This is a genomic window from Paenalcaligenes suwonensis, from assembly GCF_011290505.1.
GTDB lineage: Bacteria > Pseudomonadota > Gammaproteobacteria > Burkholderiales > Burkholderiaceae_B > Paenalcaligenes > Paenalcaligenes suwonensis.
In genome coordinates this window covers 377,469-394,279 of the sequence record NZ_JAANPV010000003.1, presented here as the reverse complement: position 1 = coordinate 394,279, position 16,811 = coordinate 377,469, and the positions used below count along the sequence as shown (strand labels likewise).

Here is a 16,811-nt window from a genome sequence, read left to right as displayed (position 1 = left end):
TCTTAATGGGGGGGGGCTGATGCACTATTGGTTGCGGTGCAAACCCTGTGTTCCCGCGCATTTCTTTAAGCTAAAAGTCAGCTGACACCTTTTGTAATGAATTAATGCTAGGTGTGGCAACGTAGTTGTAATATTGGTACAGAGCGCTAAAAGGCAGTGCTGATAAGCTTTTTTTTTAGAAAAAAGCGTCTGGCTGGTCTAATTTGAGTTGGGCTAAGGGTTATAGCCTCAAAGAGCAGATGAAAATGCTACAATCCAAGGGTTTACTTACTGTGAATGGGTGTGTTGCATGAATCTGCAGAATTATTTCCCCATCTTGCTATTTGTCCTCGTTGCGACGGGTATTGGTGGGGCTTTATTAGCGGCTGGTCGTATCTTGGGGCCACATCGTCCTTACGATGAAAAGCTATCACCATACGAGTGCGGTTTTGAAGCCTTTGGCGACTCCCGCATGAAAGTGGATATTCGCTATTACCTGATCGCCATTTTGTTCATTATGTTTGACTTGGAAATTGCTTTCCTGTTCCCGTGGGCAGTAGCCAACGGCGTGATTGGGATGGTGGGTTTCTGGTCTGTTCTAGTTTTCCTAGGCATTTTGACAGTGGGCTTTTTGTACGAATGGAAAAAAGGCGCCCTGGATTGGGAATAAGCATACTGCGCATACCCACTAGGGTAGGCGTCTGCTAAAGGCAAAAGACTATGGCTATAGACGGCATTTTGAAAGAAGGTTTTATTACTACCAGTGCGGACAAGTTGCTGAACTGGGCAAAAACAGGTTCCATGTGGCCGATGACATTCGGGCTGGCCTGTTGTGCGGTAGAGATGATGCATGCGGGTGCTGCCCGTTATGACTTGGACCAATTTGGTATCATTTTCCGCCCAAGCCCACGTCAGTCTGACTTGATGATTGTGGCTGGTACTTTGTGCAACAAAATGGCGCCTGCCTTGCGCAAAGTGTACGACCAGATGGCTGAGCCACGTTGGGTGGTTTCCATGGGTTCCTGTGCCAACGGCGGTGGCTACTATCACTACTCCTACTCGGTTGTGCGTGGCTGTGATCGCATTGTTCCGGTGGATGTGTATGTGCCGGGCTGTCCGCCTACTGCCGAAGCTCTGGTTTATGGCCTGCTGCAGGTGCAGAATAAAATTCGTTTAACCAATACCATCGCGCGTTAAGCGTCGGGTCTGTTTTTGCTAGGTACGTACATAATGACACGACTAGAAACGCTACAAAAAAACATTCTCGCCGTATTTGGTGAAGAAGCCGCGCTGACACTGGATCGCAATGAGCTGACACTGGAAGTGCCAGTTAGCGATTGGGTGCAAACCTGTACCACATTACGTGATCATAAAGATTTGTCCTTTGAAATCTGTATTGATCTGTGTGGTATGGATTATTCAGCATGGCGTGCTCCCACATACGACTTTGATCCTTCCTTGTTTCCACATCGCTTTGCGGTAGTGATTCACTTGTTATCGGTGAAGCATAACTGCAGAATGCGTGTGCGTTGCTTTGTGCCAGGTGATGATTTCCCGGTCCTGCCTACACTGTTCCACGTTTGGCCTACAGTGAACTGGTTTGAGCGTGAAGCCTTTGACCTGTACGGCATTGTGTTTGAAGGGCACCCTGACTTACGTCGAATCCTTACCGATTACGGCTTTATTGGTCACCCCTTCCGCAAAGATTTCCCTATCTCTGGCTATGTGGAAATGCGCTACGACGCAGAACAGAAACGGGTCATCTATCAGCCTGTCACTATTGAGCCGCGCGAAATTATTCCGCGTGTGGTTCGCGAAGACGATTACGGAGTGGGGCGCTAAGTACCATGGCAGAAATTCAGAATTACACGCTAAACTTTGGTCCTCAACACCCGGCCGCACACGGTGTGCTGCGTCTGGTGCTTGAATTGGATGGCGAAGTTATTCAACGCGCTGACCCACATATTGGTTTGTTGCACCGCGCGACAGAAAAACTGGCCGAGCATCGCACCTTCTTGCAAGCGTTGCCTTACATGGATCGCTTGGACTACGTGTCCATGATGGTGAACGAGCATGCCTACTGTTTGGCAGTAGAGCGTTTGGTAGGGGTTGAAGTTCCTCTGCGTGCTCAGTACATCCGAGTCATGTTCGACGAAATTACCCGTATCCTGAATCACTTGATGTCCGTGGGTTCACACGCGCTGGACGTGGGTGCAATGGCGGTGTTCTTGTATGCTTTCCGCGAACGTGAAGACCTCATGGATGCATACGAGGCTGTATCGGGTGCACGTCTGCACGCCGCATATTACCGTCCAGGTGGTGTGTATCGCGATCTGCCAGATACCATGGCTTTGTACCAAGGTAACAAGTACCGCAGCGAAAAAGAGCTGAAAGCCATGAACGAAGCGCGTTCAGGTTCGCTGTTGGACTTCTTGGAAGACTTTACTGATCGCTTCCCAGCTTGTGTGGACGAATACGACACCTTGCTGACGGATAACCGTATCTGGAAACAGCGTTTGGTAGACGTGGGTATTGTGACGCCTGAACGTGCGAAAGCGTTGGGCTTTACCGGCCCTATGCTGCGTGGTTCAGGTGTTGAGTGGGATACACGTAAGACTCAGCCTTACGAAGTTTACGATCGCATAGAGTTTGACGTTCCTGTAGGCACTAACGGTGACTGTTATGACCGTTATTTGGTGCGTATGGCTGAAATGCGTGAAAGTAATCGCATTATTCGTCAATGTATTCAGTGGCTGCGTAACAACCCAGGTCCAGTGATTACCGATAACCATAAAGTGGCACCTCCTTCACGCGAACGCATGAAGACAGGTATGGAAGATTTGATTCACCACTTTAAATTGTTCTCCGAAGGTATGCATGTACCATCAGGCGAGGTTTACGCTGGTGTAGAGCATCCTAAGGGCGAGTTCGGTATTTATCTGGTGTCAGATGGTGGTAACAAGCCTTACCGTATGAAGATTCGTGCACCTGGTTTTGTGCACTTGCAATCGCTGGACGAAATGTCCCGTGGCCACATGATTGCTGACGCTGTCACGATCATCGGTACACAGGATATCGTGTTCGGCGAGATCGACCGTTAAGGCATCACCATGGAAGAACGGAATCAAACTATGCTGCTTTCCGAAAAAGCTTATCAAAGCATCGACAAGGAACTGTTGAAGTTCCCCGATGATCAAAAACGCTCAGCCATTATGGCCTCCTTGGCGATTGCCCAGCAGGAATTAGGTTGGGTGTCTACAGAAGTAATTGAAGATGTAGCGAACTATTTGGGTGTGCCAGCGATTGCGGTACAGGAAGTAGCTACCTTCTACAACATGTTCCAGACACGTCCAGCGGGTCGTTACACGATTTCTGTCTGCACTAACTTGCCTTGCGCACTACGCGATGGCGTGAAGTCCGGTGAGTATCTGAAAGAAAAGCTGGGTGTGGAGTACGGTGAGACAACGGCCGATGGCATGTTCACTGTGATCTCTGGTGAGTGCATGGGCTCCTGTGGCGATTCACCTGTAATGTTGGTGAATAACCAGCACATGTGTGTACGCATGGAAGCCGAGCGTATTGACGCCATGCTGGAAGGGCTTAGAAAACAGGGAGAGTCTGCATGAGCGCACCTGATATCTTGAAACAGCTGTCGCAAGGCCTGACACCTGATCCAGTTAACGATTTGTCGCGCAGCATGATTTTTCATGGCCGCCATATCCAACCTCAAATGTTGGCCGATCTAGATGGCACGAACTGGGGCTTGGAGGACTACGTTAAGCGTGGCGGTTACGAAGCTTTGCGTAAAGTGGTCACCAGCATGACACCTGATGAGGTGATTGCTGAAGTGAAAGCCTCTGCATTGCGCGGTCGTGGTGGTGCAGGTTTCCCTACAGGGTTGAAGTGGAGCTTTATGCCCCGCACATTGCCAGGTCAAAAGTACTTGGTGTGTAACTCTGATGAAGGTGAGCCAGGTACATTTAAAGACCGTGACTTGCTGCGCTTTAATCCACATATCGTGATTGAAGGTATGGCTATTGCTGCGTATGCCATGGGCATCAGCGTAGGCTACAACTACATTCACGGCGAAATTTTTGAAGTGTACCAACGCTTTGAAGAAGCGTTGGAGCAAGCGCGTAAAGCCGGCTTCTTGGGTGACAAACTGTTTGGCACTGACTTCAACTTCCAGTTGCACGCCTTCCACGGTTACGGTGCGTACATTTGCGGTGAAGAAACTGCATTGCTGGAATCTTTAGAAGGCAAGAAAGGCCAACCACGTTTCAAACCACCATTCCCTGCTAGTTTTGGTTTGTACGGCAAACCAACCACAATTAATAACACGGAAACCTTTGCTTCAGTGCCTTGGATTATCCGTAATGGTGGTCAGGCATACCAAGATATTGGCTTGCCTAATGCAGGTGGTACAAAGATTTTCTCTATTTCCGGTGACGTACAGCGTCCTGGTAACTACGAGATTCCATTGGGCACGCCATTTTCCACATTGTTGGAGTTGGCTGGCGGCATGCGCGAAGGGCGCAAGCTGAAAGCGGTGATCCCCGGTGGGTCGTCTGCTCCGGTATTGCCAGCAGACATCATGATGGCCACAAACATGGACTATGACTCCATTGCAAAAGCGGGCTCCATGTTGGGTTCCGGTGCAGTGATTGTGATGGACGATACACGTTGTATGGTGAAAAGCCTGCTGCGTTTGTCGTACTTCTATCAGCATGAAAGCTGTGGTCAATGTACGCCGTGCCGTGAAGGTACGGGCTGGTTGTGGCGCATGGTTCATCGTATCGAGAACGGCAAGGGCAAACCTTCTGATCTGGATATGCTGGACGAGATTGCTCAAAACATCATGGGTCGCACGATTTGTGCGTTGGGGGATGCGGCGGCTATGCCAGTACGCAGCTTCATCAAACATTTCCGCGACGAGTTCGCACACCACATCGAACACAGCGACTGTGTGGTGCCCAAATATTTGTAGGCTCAGGACGAACTAATGGTAGAACTCACCATCGACGGCATCAAACTAGAAGCGCCTGAAGGCAGCATGGTTATCCAAGCTGCGCAGGACGCTGGGGTGTATGTGCCGCACTTCTGTTATCACAAAAAACTTAGCATTGCGGCTAACTGCCGTATGTGTTTGGTTGATGTGGAAAAAGCACCCAAACCGTTACCTGCGTGTGCCACACCGGTTACTAACGGTATGGTTGTGCGTACGCGTTCAGAAAAAGCCATCGCTGCACAGAAAAGCGTGATGGAATTCCTGCTGATTAATCACCCATTGGATTGCCCAGTTTGTGACCAGGGCGGTGAGTGTCAGTTGCAAGATTTGGCCGTAGGTTATGGCGGTTCCGAGTCTCGCTACGAGGAAGAGAAACGTGTGGTTGTGGCCAAAGAAATGGGCCCACTGATTTCCACAGAAGCTATGCAACGTTGCATTCACTGTACACGCTGTGTGCGTACTGGCGAGGAAATCGCTGGTTTGCAAGAAGTGGGTATGTTGAATCGTGGCGAACACGCTGAAATCACCACCTTCGTGGGACGTGCTGTAGAGTCCGAGTTATCCGGCAACATGATTGACGTGTGCCCAGTTGGCGCGCTGTTGTCCAAACCGTTCCACTTTAAAGCACGTACATGGGAGTTGGCGCGTCGCCATTCCGTAAGCCCACACGACAGCTTGGGTGCAAACCTGGTTGTGCAATCCAAAATGGATCGCGTGCTGCGTGTAGTACCGTTTGAAAACGAAGCCGTTAACGAGTGCTGGATCAGCGACCGTGACCGTTTCTCCTACACAGGTTTGTACACTGAAGACCGTCTGACACACCCCATGATTCGTGGTGGCGACGGTACATGGCGTGAAGCTTCGTGGAGCGATGCACTACAACACGTAGTGGCTGCTATGAACGCGATCCGCGAGAAATTCGGTGCAGATCAAATCGGTGGCTTGGGTAGCCCAACAGCGACTACCGAAGAGTTAGCTCTGTTGGCACGTTTGATGCGTGCGCTGGGTTCTGAAAACGTTGACTTCCGTCTGCGTCAGATTGATGCACGTTTGGATCAAGCATTGGCGGGTACTCCATGGTTGGGTATGCCAGTTACGCAGCTAAACGAGTTGGACCGTGTGTTGGTCGTAGGTTCTTTCCTGCGTAAAGACCACCCATTGATGGCACAACGTTTGCGCCAAGCGGTGAAAGCTGGTGCACAAGTGTCCTTCATTGACTCCGCTGCTGATGATCCGCACTTCGCACATATTCACCAACGCATGACTGTTGCGCCTAGCCAGATTGCTAACGCAGTGGCTGAAGTGGCTGTAGCGTTGGCTGAAGCGGCTGGTCTAGCTGCTCCTGCCGAGTTGGCTGGTGTACAAGTTAGCGCTGAAGCACGTCGTATTGCTGAAAGCTTAAGCTCTGGCGAGAAAGTAGCAGTGTTCTTGGGCAACATGGTAGTGTCCAGCGACAACGCTAGCGTAATCGCTGCTAACGCTGCTGAAGTCGCTAAAGCGGCTAAAGCAACATTGGGTTGGTTGACTGCTGGTGGTAATACAGTTGGTGGCTACTTGGCAAATGCCGTACCTGCTAACGGTGCACTGACTGCTGAGCAAATGTTGGCGCAAAGCTTGCGTTCTTACATTGTGCTGCACACAGAGCCCGCCTTTGATAGCGACTACGGTGCTCGTGCTGTAGAAACACTGAAAGCAGCGGCATTGTCCGTAGCCCTGACTCCTTTCCGCAGCGCGGCAGAAGAGTGGGCTGATGTGATGTTGCCTATCGCACCCTTTACAGAAACCTCCGGTTCTTTCGTAAACGCCGAAGGCCGTGTACAAAGCTTCAAAGGTGCTGCGGCTCCTTTGGGTGAAACACGTCCAGGTTGGAAAGTACTGCGTGTGTTGGGTAATCTTTTCCAGTTGGACGGCTTTGACGACGAGACCTCCGAGTCCGTACGTGACACCGTGTTGGCAGCCGGCATTGAATCCCGCCTGAGCAACGCTATCAATGCGAAGCCTGCATTGGTTGCTGCTACTGAAGGCCTAGAGCGTGTAACCGATGTACCTATCTACCGTACAGATGCGTTGGTACGTCGTGCTGAACCATTGCAACAAACACCAGCAAGCGTACTGCCTACTGCACGTATGAATGCTGCCACACTGGCAAAATTGTCGCTGGCTGACGGTGACAGTGTGCGTGTTCGTTCGGCTCAAGGTGAAACCGTCTTGCCAGTTCAATTGGATGACACGGTGGCATTGGGCAGCGTACGTATCGCGACCGCCTTTGCAGAAACTGCATCGTTAGGAAGCAGCTTCGGTCAACTGACAGTGGAGCGTGTCTAAATGGAACTGCTGACAACTATTCAAAACTTCGGCGAAGGTTTGATTGGTCCAACCGCATGGTATGTGGTGTGGACACTGATCAAAATCGTTTGTATCGCTTTGCCGATCATCATCTGCGTGGCCTACCTGACATACTGGGAACGTAAGATGATTGGTTTCATGCACGTTCGTAAAGGTCCAAACCGTGTGGGTCCACGTGGTTTGCTACAACCTTTTGCTGACGTGTTTAAGCTGTTGACCAAAGAAGTTATTGTGCCTAGCAAGGCCAATAAAGTGCTGTTCTTCTTGGGTCCAGTGGTAACGTTGATGCCCGCTTTGGCGGCATGGGCGGTGATCCCATTTGGTCCAGAAGTGGTCTTGGCGAACATTAACGCAGGTCTGCTGTACATCTTGGCGATTACCTCGCTAGGTGTGTATGGGGTGATCGTGGCAGGTTGGGCTTCTAACTCTAAGTATGCGTTGTTGGGTGGTCTGCGTGCAGCGGCTCAAGTACTGTCTTACGAGTTGGCAATTGGTTTTGTGCTGATTACTGTGTTGTTGGTGTCTGGCACATTGAACCTGAGCGAAATCGTACTAGGCCAAGACCGTGGGATGTTTGCCGATAGCGGCTTGAACTTCCTGTCTTGGAACTGGTTGCCTCTGTTGCCATTGTTTGTGGTTTACGTGATTTCTGCAGTAGCAGAAACCAACCGTCACCCGTTTGACGTGGTGGAAGGTGAGTCCGAGATTGTGGCGGGCCCAATGGTAGAGTACTCCGGTATGGGGTTTGCTCTATTCTTCTTGGGTGAGTACGCCAACATGATCTTGTTGTCGGCACTGGCTTCTATCATGTTCTTGGGCGGCTGGTTGCCAATCGTTGACTTTGCACCCTTTACCTGGATTCCAGGCTGGTTGTGGCTGGGTCTGAAAACCTTTGTTGTAGTGTCAATGTTCATTTGGTTCCGTGCGACATTCCCACGTTACCGCTATGACCAGATTATGCGTTTGGGCTGGAAAGTGTTCATTCCGCTGACAGGTATCTGGTTGCTGGTGGTCGCGATCTGGATGCAGACACCCTGGAACATTTGGCAATAAGGCTCGGGGGCTAAATAATTATGGAAGCGATTAAAGATTTTTTTGGCAGCCTGATGCTGTCCGAGATGCTGAAGGGTATGCGTCTGACCGGGCGTTACTTTTTCCGCCGCAAAATTACGCTGCATTATCCACAGGAAAAAACGCCTACATCGGCGCGTTTCCGTGGCTTGCACGCTTTGCGCCGCTACCCCAATGGTGAGGAGCGCTGCATTGCCTGTAAATTGTGCGAAGCAGTTTGCCCGGCCTTGGCCATCTCCATCGAGTCTGATGAGCGTGCTGACGGTACCCGTCGCACTACACGTTACGACATCGATTTAACTAAATGCATTTTCTGCGGTTTTTGTGAAGAAAGTTGCCCAGTTGACTCCATCGTGGAAACACACATCCACGAATACCATGGGGAAAAACGTGGTGACCTGTACTTCACAAAAGAAATGTTGCTGGCAGTAGGGGACCGTTACGAGTCCGAAATTGCTGAGCGACGTGCCGCTGATGCGCCTTACCGCTAAGACAGGAGCAGAATACTCATGTTTTCAACGATTCTGTTTTACGTGCTGGCGCTGGTTATTGTCATCGCTGCGTTCCGTGTAGTCACGGCGCGCAGTCCGGTGACAGCCGTGCTGCATTTGATTTTGACCTTTTTTACGGCAGCAATGTTGTGGATCTCGATGGGGGCCGAGTTCTTGGGCCTGTTGCTTATCGTGGTTTACGTTGGTGCGGTAATGGTGATGTTCTTGTTTGTGATCATGTTGTTGGATGTGCGTATGCCGTCCATGACAGAGCACTTCAAGGCCTATATGCCAGTGGGCTCCATTGTGGGTCTGATCATGATTGCCGAAATGGCGATTGTCTTGTTGCGTGCTTGGGTGGAAGCGCCTGAAGCAGCTGTTATGCCAGAGAACTACAACAACACGAAAGTGCTGGGTGTGCTGATGTACACCGACTACGTGATGGCTGTACAAGTAGGTGGGGTAATCCTGCTGGTAGGTATGGTAGCGGCTATTGCACTGACACTGCGTCGTCGTTCCGATGTGAAGCGTACGGTTTCCTCTAAACAAGTGAAAGTGCGTGCTGAAGACCGTCTGCGTCTGGTAAGCATGCAAGCACAAGTAGAGCAACCCTCTGCAGCTTCAGAAACTAACAGCGCTGGAGATAAACAATGATGACACTAGGGTTGACGCACTATCTGATTTTAAGTGCCGTCCTGTTTACTATCGGTTTGCTGGGTTTCTTCTTCAATCGCCGCAATCTGCTGATCCTCTTGATGTCCGTCGAGCTGATCCTGCTTTCCGCGAACATGAACTTCGTTGCATTTTCTACCTGGTCAGGAGACATTGCAGGGCAGGTTTTTGTTTTCTTTGTGTTAACCGTTGCAGCTGCTGAAGCAGCTATTGGTCTGGCAATTCTGGTATTGCTGTTCCGTAACTTGCAATCGATTAGCGTAAACAAACTTGACCAGCTCAAGGGTTGATGGGATCGCACATACTATGAACTCACCAAGTCTTTATTTACTCATTGCATTGGCTCCCCTGGTCGGGGCCATGGTGGCTGGCCTGTTTGGTACAGGCTTTCTGGGCCGTTTCATCGGTAAGAAAGCCGCACACAGCATCACTATTTTAGGTGTGTTGATTTCCTTCATCGGTTCGGTGATGGTCTTGATGCAGACCATTGATGGTCAAACCTACAACGGTGCTGTGTACACATGGGCCACTATCGGTAACGTAAGTTGGGAAATCGGTTTCCTGATTGACCGTTTGACCGCGTTGATGATGGTTGTGGTTACTTCCGTATCTCTGATGGTGCACATTTACACCATTGGCTATATGGCTGAAGACCCAGGTTACCAACGCTTCTTCTCTTACATTTCGCTGTTTACCTTCTCGATGTTGATGCTGGTCATGTCTAACAACATGCTGCAGCTGTTCTTCGGTTGGGAAGCAGTAGGTCTGGTTTCTTACCTGTTGATTGGTTTCTGGTACGAACGTAAAACCGCGATTTTCGCCAACATGAAAGCCTTCTTGGTGAACCGTGTGGGTGACTTCGGTTTTGTGTTGGGTATTGGTTTGCTGTATGCCTACACTGGCAGCATGCGCTACGACGATGTGTTTGCTCACGTAGCACAACTCAGCACCATGAAATTCCCAGGTACCGATTGGCAATTGCTGACAGTAGCGTGTATCGCACTGTTTGTGGGTGCTATGGGTAAATCGGCTCAGGTGCCTTTGCACTCTTGGCTGCCAGACTCCATGGAAGGTCCTACACCTATCTCCGCTCTGATTCACGCGGCGACAATGGTGACAGCAGGTATCTTCATGGTGGCTCGTTTCTCACCTGTGTACGAACACTCCACCACAGCACTGTCCATGATCATTGTGATCGGTGCAATCGGTGCGTTGTTCTTGGGTGCGTTGGGCATTATCCAAAACGATATTAAACGTGTAGTGGCGTACTCCACTTTGTCTCAGTTGGGTTACATGACTGTGGCACTGGGTGCATCCACTTACTCGGTTGCGATCTTCCACTTGATGACACACGCCTTCTTTAAAGCGTTGCTGTTCTTGGGTGCTGGTTCGGTCATTATCGGTATGCACCATAATCAAGATATTCGTGCAATGGGTGGGCTGCGTAAATACATGCCTATCACATGGATCACGTTCTTGATCGGTACGTTGGCATTGGTGGGTACACCATTCTTCTCCGGTTTCTACTCCAAAGAAAGCATCATTGAAGCAGCGCATGCTGCTGCTGAAGCTGGTCTGTGGGGTGCAAACTTTGCGTACTACAGTGTATTGATCGGTGTGTTTGTGACATCGCTGTACTCTTTCCGTTTGTACTTCTTGGTATTCCACGGTAAAGAAAACTTCCGCAATCCTTCCAAAGAAGCATTGGGCGATCACCATGCGCTGGAAGGCAACCCACACGAGTCTCCATGGGTTGTGACAGTACCTCTGCTGTTGTTGGCTGTGCCTTCTATCATCACGGGTATCTGGTTTGTGGATCCATTGCTGTACGGTAGTTTCTTTGACAACATCATCACCGTTCACCCAGAAGAACACCCAGCCATTGTTGAGTTGGCTTCCGGTTGGAAGGGTTGGATGGAATACGCATTGCACGGCTTTGTGACATTGCCATTCTTCCTGGTGGTAGCGGGTATGGTCGTAGCATGGTATTGCTACCTGATTAACCCAGCTGTGCCGGCCGCGATCAAACGCAACACTGCGTTTATCAACAAGGTCATGGAAAACAAATACTACGTGGACTGGTTCAACGAACAAGTCATTGCTCGCGGTGCTCGTTGTTTGGGTACTGGTCTCTGGAAAGGGGCGGATGCAGGCTTGATTGACGGTCTGATCGTCAACGGTAGCGCTCGTGTAGTAGGTTGGGTGGCTGCGGTGTCTCGCCGTATCCAGTCCGGTTTCATCTACCACTACGCTTTTGCCATGATTATCGGTATTGTGGTGCTCCTGACATTCTTTGTGCTGACGGTTAAATAATGGCAAGCGATATGGTGTCTTCAACATTTCCCTGGTTATCGCTCGCAATCTTTGTGCCCATTTTTGCCGGCCTTTTGGTGCTGGCGCTGGGGCGCGATGATCGTGCTAATTTCACGCGTACACTGGCGCTGATTGGTGCGGTTGCGAGCTTCTTGGTAACAATTCCGCTGTACACGGGTTTCGACCCCAGTACAGCTGACCTACAGTTTGTAGAACTAACTCCTTGGATCCAGACTTTTGCTGTCAACTACCACTTAGGTGTAGATGGTATTTCTCTGTGGTTCGTACTGCTGACAGCTTTCATCACTATTATTGTGGTGTTGGCAGGCTGGGAGGTTATTAAGGACCGCGTAGCTCAGTACATGGGTGCGTTCCTGATTCTGTCCGGTTTGATGATTGGTGTGTTTGCAGCTGCCGACGGTATGCTGTTCTACATCTTCTTCGAAGCTACCTTGATCCCTATGTACATCATTATTGGTGTATGGGGTGGTCCACGTCGTGTGTACGCATCGTTCAAGTTTTTCTTGTACACCTTGTTAGGTTCTTTGCTGACGTTGGTTGCGTTTATCTACTTGTGGAACGTGTCCGGTGGCAGCTTCGATATCAAAACATGGCACGATGTAGCCTTACCGATCAAACCGCAAATCTTGATCTTCTTGGCACTGTTCATGGCGTTTGCTGTGAAAGTTCCAATGTGGCCAGTACACACATGGTTGCCTGATGCTCACGTGGAAGCGCCTACAGGTGGTTCCGTTGTGTTGGCAGCGATCATGCTGAAATTGGGTGCGTACGGTTTCTTGCGTTTCTCGCTGCCTATCGCTCCTGATGCATCGCACACTCTGTCGGGCTTCATGATTACTCTGTCTTTGGTTGCCGTGATCTACATTGGTCTGGTAGCGATTGTTCAGAAAGACATGAAAAAACTGGTGGCGTACTCCTCAGTTGCTCACATGGGTTTCGTAACGCTGGGCTTCTTTATATTCAACGCTACCGGTATGGAAGGTGCGATCATGCAAATGATCTCCCACGGTTTCGTATCTGGCGCGATGTTCCTGTGTATTGGTGTACTGTACGACCGTTTGCACTCACGTGAAATTTCCGACTACGGTGGCGTAGTAAGTGTGATGCCACGCTTTGTGACTTTCTTCGTATTGTTCTCCATGGCAAACGCTGGTTTGCCAGGTACCAGTGGCTTTATCGGTGAATTCACTGTGATTATGGGTGCAGTGCAGTACAACTTCTGGATTGGTTTGTTGACTGCTACAGCTCTGATTACCGGTGCTTCCTATTCGCTGTGGTTGCTGAAACGCGTAGCGTACGGCCCCATTACCAATGACAACGTGCGTAGCATGCCAGACCTAAGTGGTCGTGAGTTCTTCATCATGGCTGTGATGGCAATTGCTGTGTTGTACATGGGTGTGTATCCAAAACCGTTCACAGAAGTCATGCACGTTTCGGTTGATGCACTGTTGCAGCATGTGTCTGTATCGAAACTGTAGGCCTGGAAGATTATGGAAAATTCATTTGATTTCGCGTTAGCGCTACCAGAGATTGTGTTGCTGATTTCAGCAGCACTGGTACTGCTGTTCGATGCTTTTAACAAAGGTGAAAACCGCCACAGCACGTTTGTGCTGTCGCTGGTTTCCCTCGTAGTCGTGGCATGTGTCACGTTGTGGCAGTGGAATGCCGACATGTACGGCACGTCTTTCAGCGGTTTGTATGTGGTTGATCCGCTGTCGCACTTCTTGAAGTTTGTGTCTTACATCGCTGTAGCTGTTACCTTGATCTATGGTCGTGGTTACGCAGAAGACCGTGGTCTGTTGAAAAACGGTGGTGAGCTGTACACACTGACGCTGATGGCACTGTTGGGCCAGATGCTGATGATCTCTGCAGGCAGCTTGCTGATGGCCTACTTAGGTCTAGAGCTAATGTCCTTTGCGTTGTACGCATTGGTAGCATTGCGTCGTGAGCACCAGCCATCTGTTGAAGCAGCCATGAAGTACTTTGTGCTGGGCGCATTGGCTTCGGGTATCTTCTTGTACGGTATGTCCATGATCTACGGTGCAACAGGTACATTGAATCTGGGTCAAATTGCAGCGGCAATTTCCACAGAAGAAGCAAACCGTCTGACATTGATCTTCGGTGTGGTGTTTATCGTGGCTGGTTTGGGTTTCAAACTGACCGCAGCGCCATTCCATATGTGGACACCAGACGTTTACCAAGGCGCTCCAACAACGGTTGCATTGGTTATTGCAGCAGCTCCAAAGTTGGCTGCGGTGGCAATGGCTCTGCGTCTGTTGATCGAAGCCTTGCACGGTATTGCTATTGATTGGCAGCCAATGTTGATGTTGCTGGCGATTGCTTCGCTGGTGATTGGTAACTTGACTGCGATCATGCAGACCAACTTCAAACGTATGTTGGCCTTCTCCACTGTGTCGCACATGGGTTTCATCTTCCTGGGCTTCATGGCAGGTGTAGGTGCTGATGGTCTGGTGAACGAAGGTGCATACGGTGCATCCTTGTTCTACGCTGTGATCTACGTACTGACTACATTAAGCACCTTCGGTTTGATGCTGGTGTTGAGCCGTCAAGGTTTTGAATGTGAAAACATTGATGACTTTAAAGGCTTGAACCGTCGTCACCCAATCTTGGCTTTTGTATTGCTGCTGTCCATGTTCTCGCTGGCTGGTATTCCACCTTTGGCAGGTTTCTACGCCAAGTTGGCTATACTTCAAGCGGTGATTGGCGCAGGCTACATTAGCGTAGCGATTGTGGCGGTACTGATGTCTCTGATTGGTGCGTTCTACTACCTGCGTGTTGTTAAAGTTGCTTACTTTGACGAACCAGAAGAAAAAAACGCTCAACCATTGTCTTTGGGCTGGGTCACAGGCGGCATTCTGTCCTTGAACGGTTTGCTGGTGCTGGTTTACGGTATACTGCCCAGCAGCTTGTTGGCACTGTGTGTACAGGTCATCCGCGATTCGTTGGTTTTCTATTAAGAGGTAGTTATGGGACAGGGTACGGCGGTTTGGGTGTTGATTGCGTTATCGTTTGTGACGGCTAATCTTCCCTTTATTGTTCAACGTCCCCTGTTCTGTATGCCTTGGCGTCAAATAGGCGAGGCAAGTGGCTCCACAGCATTGCGATTGTTGCGCTGTGTAGTGATGGCAGCACTAGTAGTTGGTGCTGCTTATGCCTCGCACTACTATATTTCCCGTGCTTTTTTCAATAGCAGCTCTCTGTTGTTAATGACAGTGGCTGGGGTAGTAGTGATTTTTGCTGTGCTGATGTGGTTGCCAGGATTTTGGTTACGACAACAGCCTGCTATTGAAAAAGGTGTGATGACACGCCTGATCGAGTTTCTTATTTTGTTTGTATTGATGGGTGTCTTAGGTTTTGCCTTTGAAGCCAGTCAAGGTAACGTATTCCCGCAGCGCTGGGAGTTCTACGCCATAGGCTTGTGCCTGTATGTAGTACTTGGTTATCCAGGTTTTGTAGTGCGTTATTTGGTGAAACGACGTCGCGGTGGCAATGCCGCTATGGCCGCAGACGGCGTCTACTAAGTTATTTTCTTTTGTATTGCATACCCTTTGGTCCACAGCTACCCCGTATTGTTTGGTTTGGTAGCGTGAACAAAGGGTTTTCTTTTTTGTGTGCGTATCATGTCACATTTGATTCTTCAGTCTCCACGTCTTAACCCTGTTGCTATTGAAAAAATTGCTGCGTTGGTCAGTGCTGATGGCGTGCAAGAGTTGGGCCCTACCGTTGTGCGTTTATTGGCAGCAGATGCTAGCCGTAAAGATGTGGTGAAAGCCGAATGTGATCGTACAGGTATGGACTTCGCCTTTCTGGATAACGTCCAGTTGTTGCGTGAGTGCCGTATTCTGGCGATGGACATGGACTCAACGCTTATCAATATTGAGTGTATTGATGAAATTGCTGCGGCTGTTGGTCGTAAAGAGCAAGTCTCTGCAATCACTGAAGCCGCTATGCGTGGCGAAATTAAGGATTTTTCAGAAAGCCTAATTCGTCGTGTAGCTTTGCTAGAGGGTGTGCCTGAAACGGCGTTGCAACAGGTATACGATCAGCGTTTGAACCTGAATGCTGGGGCTGAACGTTTGGTGAGTGAAGCGAAGAAACACGGCGTACGTACGCTGTTGGTGTCGGGTGGCTTTACCTTCTTTACTGAAAAGCTGAAAGCACGTTTGGGCATTGATGAAGCCTATGCCAACACCTTGGAAGTAAAAGACGGCAAACTCACTGGCCGTGTACTAGGCGATATCTTGGATGCTCAAGCTAAGGCAGACCACGTTACTCGGTTGGCTACCGAGCTGAATGCCACGTCCGAGCAGATTATTGCAGTGGGTGATGGGGCTAACGATCTGAAGATGATGGCTAAAGCCTATTACTCGGTGGCATACCGGGCTAAGCCTGTGGTGCAAGAGCAGGCGCGTTATGCTTTGAACCATGCTCCGCTGGATGCCATTATCAATTGGTTTAGATTGAGTTTCTAAGGTCTGTGATAGTCTGCCTATGATGGGTGGATTATCGTAGATGGTGAATGAACCCTCCAAGATGTGGAGGGTTTTTTCGTCCTGGGGCAAAGTGTTAATGGCTGATTGTTTTTGAGTGTTGCACTCATGTTTTTGACAGACCAACAGCGAGAAGCCCGCAGATCAATCACTGTCTGCCGTAGCCTAAGGCTGCGAAAGTATTTTTTTATTTGAGACACCAAATAAAAAAACACTTTCATCCGCCTTTTGCTCGTCGCTTGCAGAGGTTTCTAGACTGGTGATTTCTGTGGGTGTGCGTACTTCTGCACAAACCCATAGTGTCGCGCTGTATTTCTTATGCAATGTTGTTAGTTGCTTGACGTGCCTCAGAAATACCTGAAGAAAAGGTAGCTAATCTAGGGCAGAGCAATAGTAGCC

General features: G+C 49.7%; 16 protein-coding genes. All 16 read left to right on the top strand.

The features are described 5' to 3' along the window. The first annotated feature begins 289 nt into the window (after positions 1-289). The 16 genes from GY634_RS07080 (at position 290) to serB (ending at position 16,394) form a co-directional block, all read left to right on the top strand. Positions 290-649 (top strand): NADH-quinone oxidoreductase subunit A, encoded by a 360-nt coding sequence (locus GY634_RS07080; RefSeq protein ID WP_135861461.1) that lies wholly within the window; start codon positions 290-292, stop codon positions 647-649. A gap of 50 nt (positions 650-699) precedes the next feature. Continuing rightward, positions 700-1,176, top strand: a complete 477-nt coding sequence (locus GY634_RS07075) for a NuoB/complex I 20 kDa subunit family protein (protein ID WP_135861460.1) — start codon at positions 700-702, stop codon at positions 1,174-1,176. A 33-nt stretch (positions 1,177-1,209) separates the two neighbouring features. Continuing rightward, entirely contained in the window at positions 1,210-1,821 is a 612-nt protein-coding gene (locus tag GY634_RS07070) for an NADH-quinone oxidoreductase subunit C (protein ID WP_166407826.1), read from the top strand. Positions 1,822-1,826: 5 nt separating this feature from the next. After that, on the top strand, positions 1,827-3,080 hold the full coding sequence (locus GY634_RS07065; RefSeq protein ID WP_166407825.1) for an NADH-quinone oxidoreductase subunit D: 1,254 nt from the start codon (positions 1,827-1,829) through the stop codon (positions 3,078-3,080). 30 nt (positions 3,081-3,110) lie between these two features. Continuing rightward, positions 3,111-3,605: an NADH-quinone oxidoreductase subunit NuoE gene (gene nuoE / locus GY634_RS07060; protein WP_166407857.1), complete on the top strand. Its 495-nt coding sequence runs from the start codon at positions 3,111-3,113 to the stop codon at positions 3,603-3,605. Then, the gene (gene nuoF, locus GY634_RS07055) at positions 3,602-4,966 is read left to right on the top strand and encodes an NADH-quinone oxidoreductase subunit NuoF (protein WP_166407824.1); all 1,365 of its coding nucleotides are present in this window, start codon (positions 3,602-3,604) and stop codon (positions 4,964-4,966) included. The genes nuoE and nuoF overlap by 4 nt, the downstream gene beginning before the upstream one ends. Positions 4,967-4,981: 15 nt before the next feature. Further along, positions 4,982-7,312 (top strand): NADH-quinone oxidoreductase subunit NuoG, encoded by a 2,331-nt coding sequence (nuoG, locus tag GY634_RS07050; RefSeq protein ID WP_166407823.1) that lies wholly within the window; start codon positions 4,982-4,984, stop codon positions 7,310-7,312. Beyond that, positions 7,313-8,386 (top strand): NADH-quinone oxidoreductase subunit NuoH, encoded by a 1,074-nt coding sequence (gene nuoH, locus GY634_RS07045; RefSeq protein WP_166407822.1) that lies wholly within the window; start codon positions 7,313-7,315, stop codon positions 8,384-8,386. Between the two features lie 20 nt (positions 8,387-8,406). Then, positions 8,407-8,895 carry an NADH-quinone oxidoreductase subunit NuoI gene (nuoI, locus tag GY634_RS07040; RefSeq protein WP_135861454.1) on the top strand — a complete coding sequence of 163 codons (489 nt, stop codon included), beginning with the start codon at positions 8,407-8,409 and terminating at the stop codon, positions 8,893-8,895. Positions 8,896-8,913: 18 nt separating this feature from the next. Beyond that, positions 8,914-9,549 (top strand): NADH-quinone oxidoreductase subunit J, encoded by a 636-nt coding sequence (locus GY634_RS07035; protein WP_166407821.1) that lies wholly within the window; start codon positions 8,914-8,916, stop codon positions 9,547-9,549. Then, positions 9,549-9,857 (top strand): NADH-quinone oxidoreductase subunit NuoK, encoded by a 309-nt coding sequence (gene nuoK / locus GY634_RS07030; RefSeq protein ID WP_166407856.1) that lies wholly within the window; start codon positions 9,549-9,551, stop codon positions 9,855-9,857. The genes GY634_RS07035 and nuoK overlap by 1 nt, the downstream gene beginning before the upstream one ends. A 16-nt stretch (positions 9,858-9,873) precedes the next feature. After that, positions 9,874-11,880 carry an NADH-quinone oxidoreductase subunit L gene (nuoL, locus tag GY634_RS07025; protein ID WP_135861452.1) on the top strand — a complete coding sequence of 669 codons (2,007 nt, stop codon included), beginning with the start codon at positions 9,874-9,876 and terminating at the stop codon, positions 11,878-11,880. Beyond that, positions 11,877-13,379 (top strand): NADH-quinone oxidoreductase subunit M, encoded by a 1,503-nt coding sequence (locus tag GY634_RS07020; RefSeq protein ID WP_207625535.1) that lies wholly within the window; start codon positions 11,877-11,879, stop codon positions 13,377-13,379. The genes nuoL and GY634_RS07020 overlap by 4 nt, the downstream gene beginning before the upstream one ends. Before the next feature lie 9 nt (positions 13,380-13,388). Next, positions 13,389-14,879: an NADH-quinone oxidoreductase subunit NuoN gene (nuoN, locus tag GY634_RS07015; RefSeq protein WP_166407855.1), complete on the top strand. Its 1,491-nt coding sequence runs from the start codon at positions 13,389-13,391 to the stop codon at positions 14,877-14,879. Positions 14,880-14,888: 9 nt separating this feature from the next. After that, a complete protein-coding gene (locus GY634_RS07010; RefSeq protein WP_166407819.1) occupies positions 14,889-15,443 on the top strand; it encodes a DUF2818 family protein in 555 nt (184 codons plus the stop codon). 99 nt (positions 15,444-15,542) lie between these two features. Beyond that, positions 15,543-16,394 (top strand): phosphoserine phosphatase SerB, encoded by an 852-nt coding sequence (gene serB, locus GY634_RS07005; RefSeq protein ID WP_166407818.1) that lies wholly within the window; start codon positions 15,543-15,545, stop codon positions 16,392-16,394. Positions 16,395-16,811: the final 417 nt, after the last annotated feature.

Coding starts and splice junctions, on each gene's coding strand:
- GY634_RS07080 (WP_135861461.1), top strand. CDS start 290: ATGAATCTGCAGAATTATTTCCCCATCTTGCTATTTGTCCTCGTTGCG.
- GY634_RS07075 (WP_135861460.1), top strand. CDS start 700: ATGGCTATAGACGGCATTTTGAAAGAAGGTTTTATTACTACCAGTGCG.
- GY634_RS07070 (WP_166407826.1), top strand. CDS start 1,210: ATGACACGACTAGAAACGCTACAAAAAAACATTCTCGCCGTATTTGGT.
- GY634_RS07065 (WP_166407825.1), top strand. CDS start 1,827: ATGGCAGAAATTCAGAATTACACGCTAAACTTTGGTCCTCAACACCCG.
- nuoE (WP_166407857.1), top strand. CDS start 3,111: ATGCTGCTTTCCGAAAAAGCTTATCAAAGCATCGACAAGGAACTGTTG.
- nuoF (WP_166407824.1), top strand. CDS start 3,602: ATGAGCGCACCTGATATCTTGAAACAGCTGTCGCAAGGCCTGACACCT.
- nuoG (WP_166407823.1), top strand. CDS start 4,982: ATGGTAGAACTCACCATCGACGGCATCAAACTAGAAGCGCCTGAAGGC.
- nuoH (WP_166407822.1), top strand. CDS start 7,313: ATGGAACTGCTGACAACTATTCAAAACTTCGGCGAAGGTTTGATTGGT.
- nuoI (WP_135861454.1), top strand. CDS start 8,407: ATGGAAGCGATTAAAGATTTTTTTGGCAGCCTGATGCTGTCCGAGATG.
- GY634_RS07035 (WP_166407821.1), top strand. CDS start 8,914: ATGTTTTCAACGATTCTGTTTTACGTGCTGGCGCTGGTTATTGTCATC.
- nuoK (WP_166407856.1), top strand. CDS start 9,549: ATGACACTAGGGTTGACGCACTATCTGATTTTAAGTGCCGTCCTGTTT.
- nuoL (WP_135861452.1), top strand. CDS start 9,874: ATGAACTCACCAAGTCTTTATTTACTCATTGCATTGGCTCCCCTGGTC.
- GY634_RS07010 (WP_166407819.1), top strand. CDS start 14,889: ATGGGACAGGGTACGGCGGTTTGGGTGTTGATTGCGTTATCGTTTGTG.
- serB (WP_166407818.1), top strand. CDS start 15,543: ATGTCACATTTGATTCTTCAGTCTCCACGTCTTAACCCTGTTGCTATT.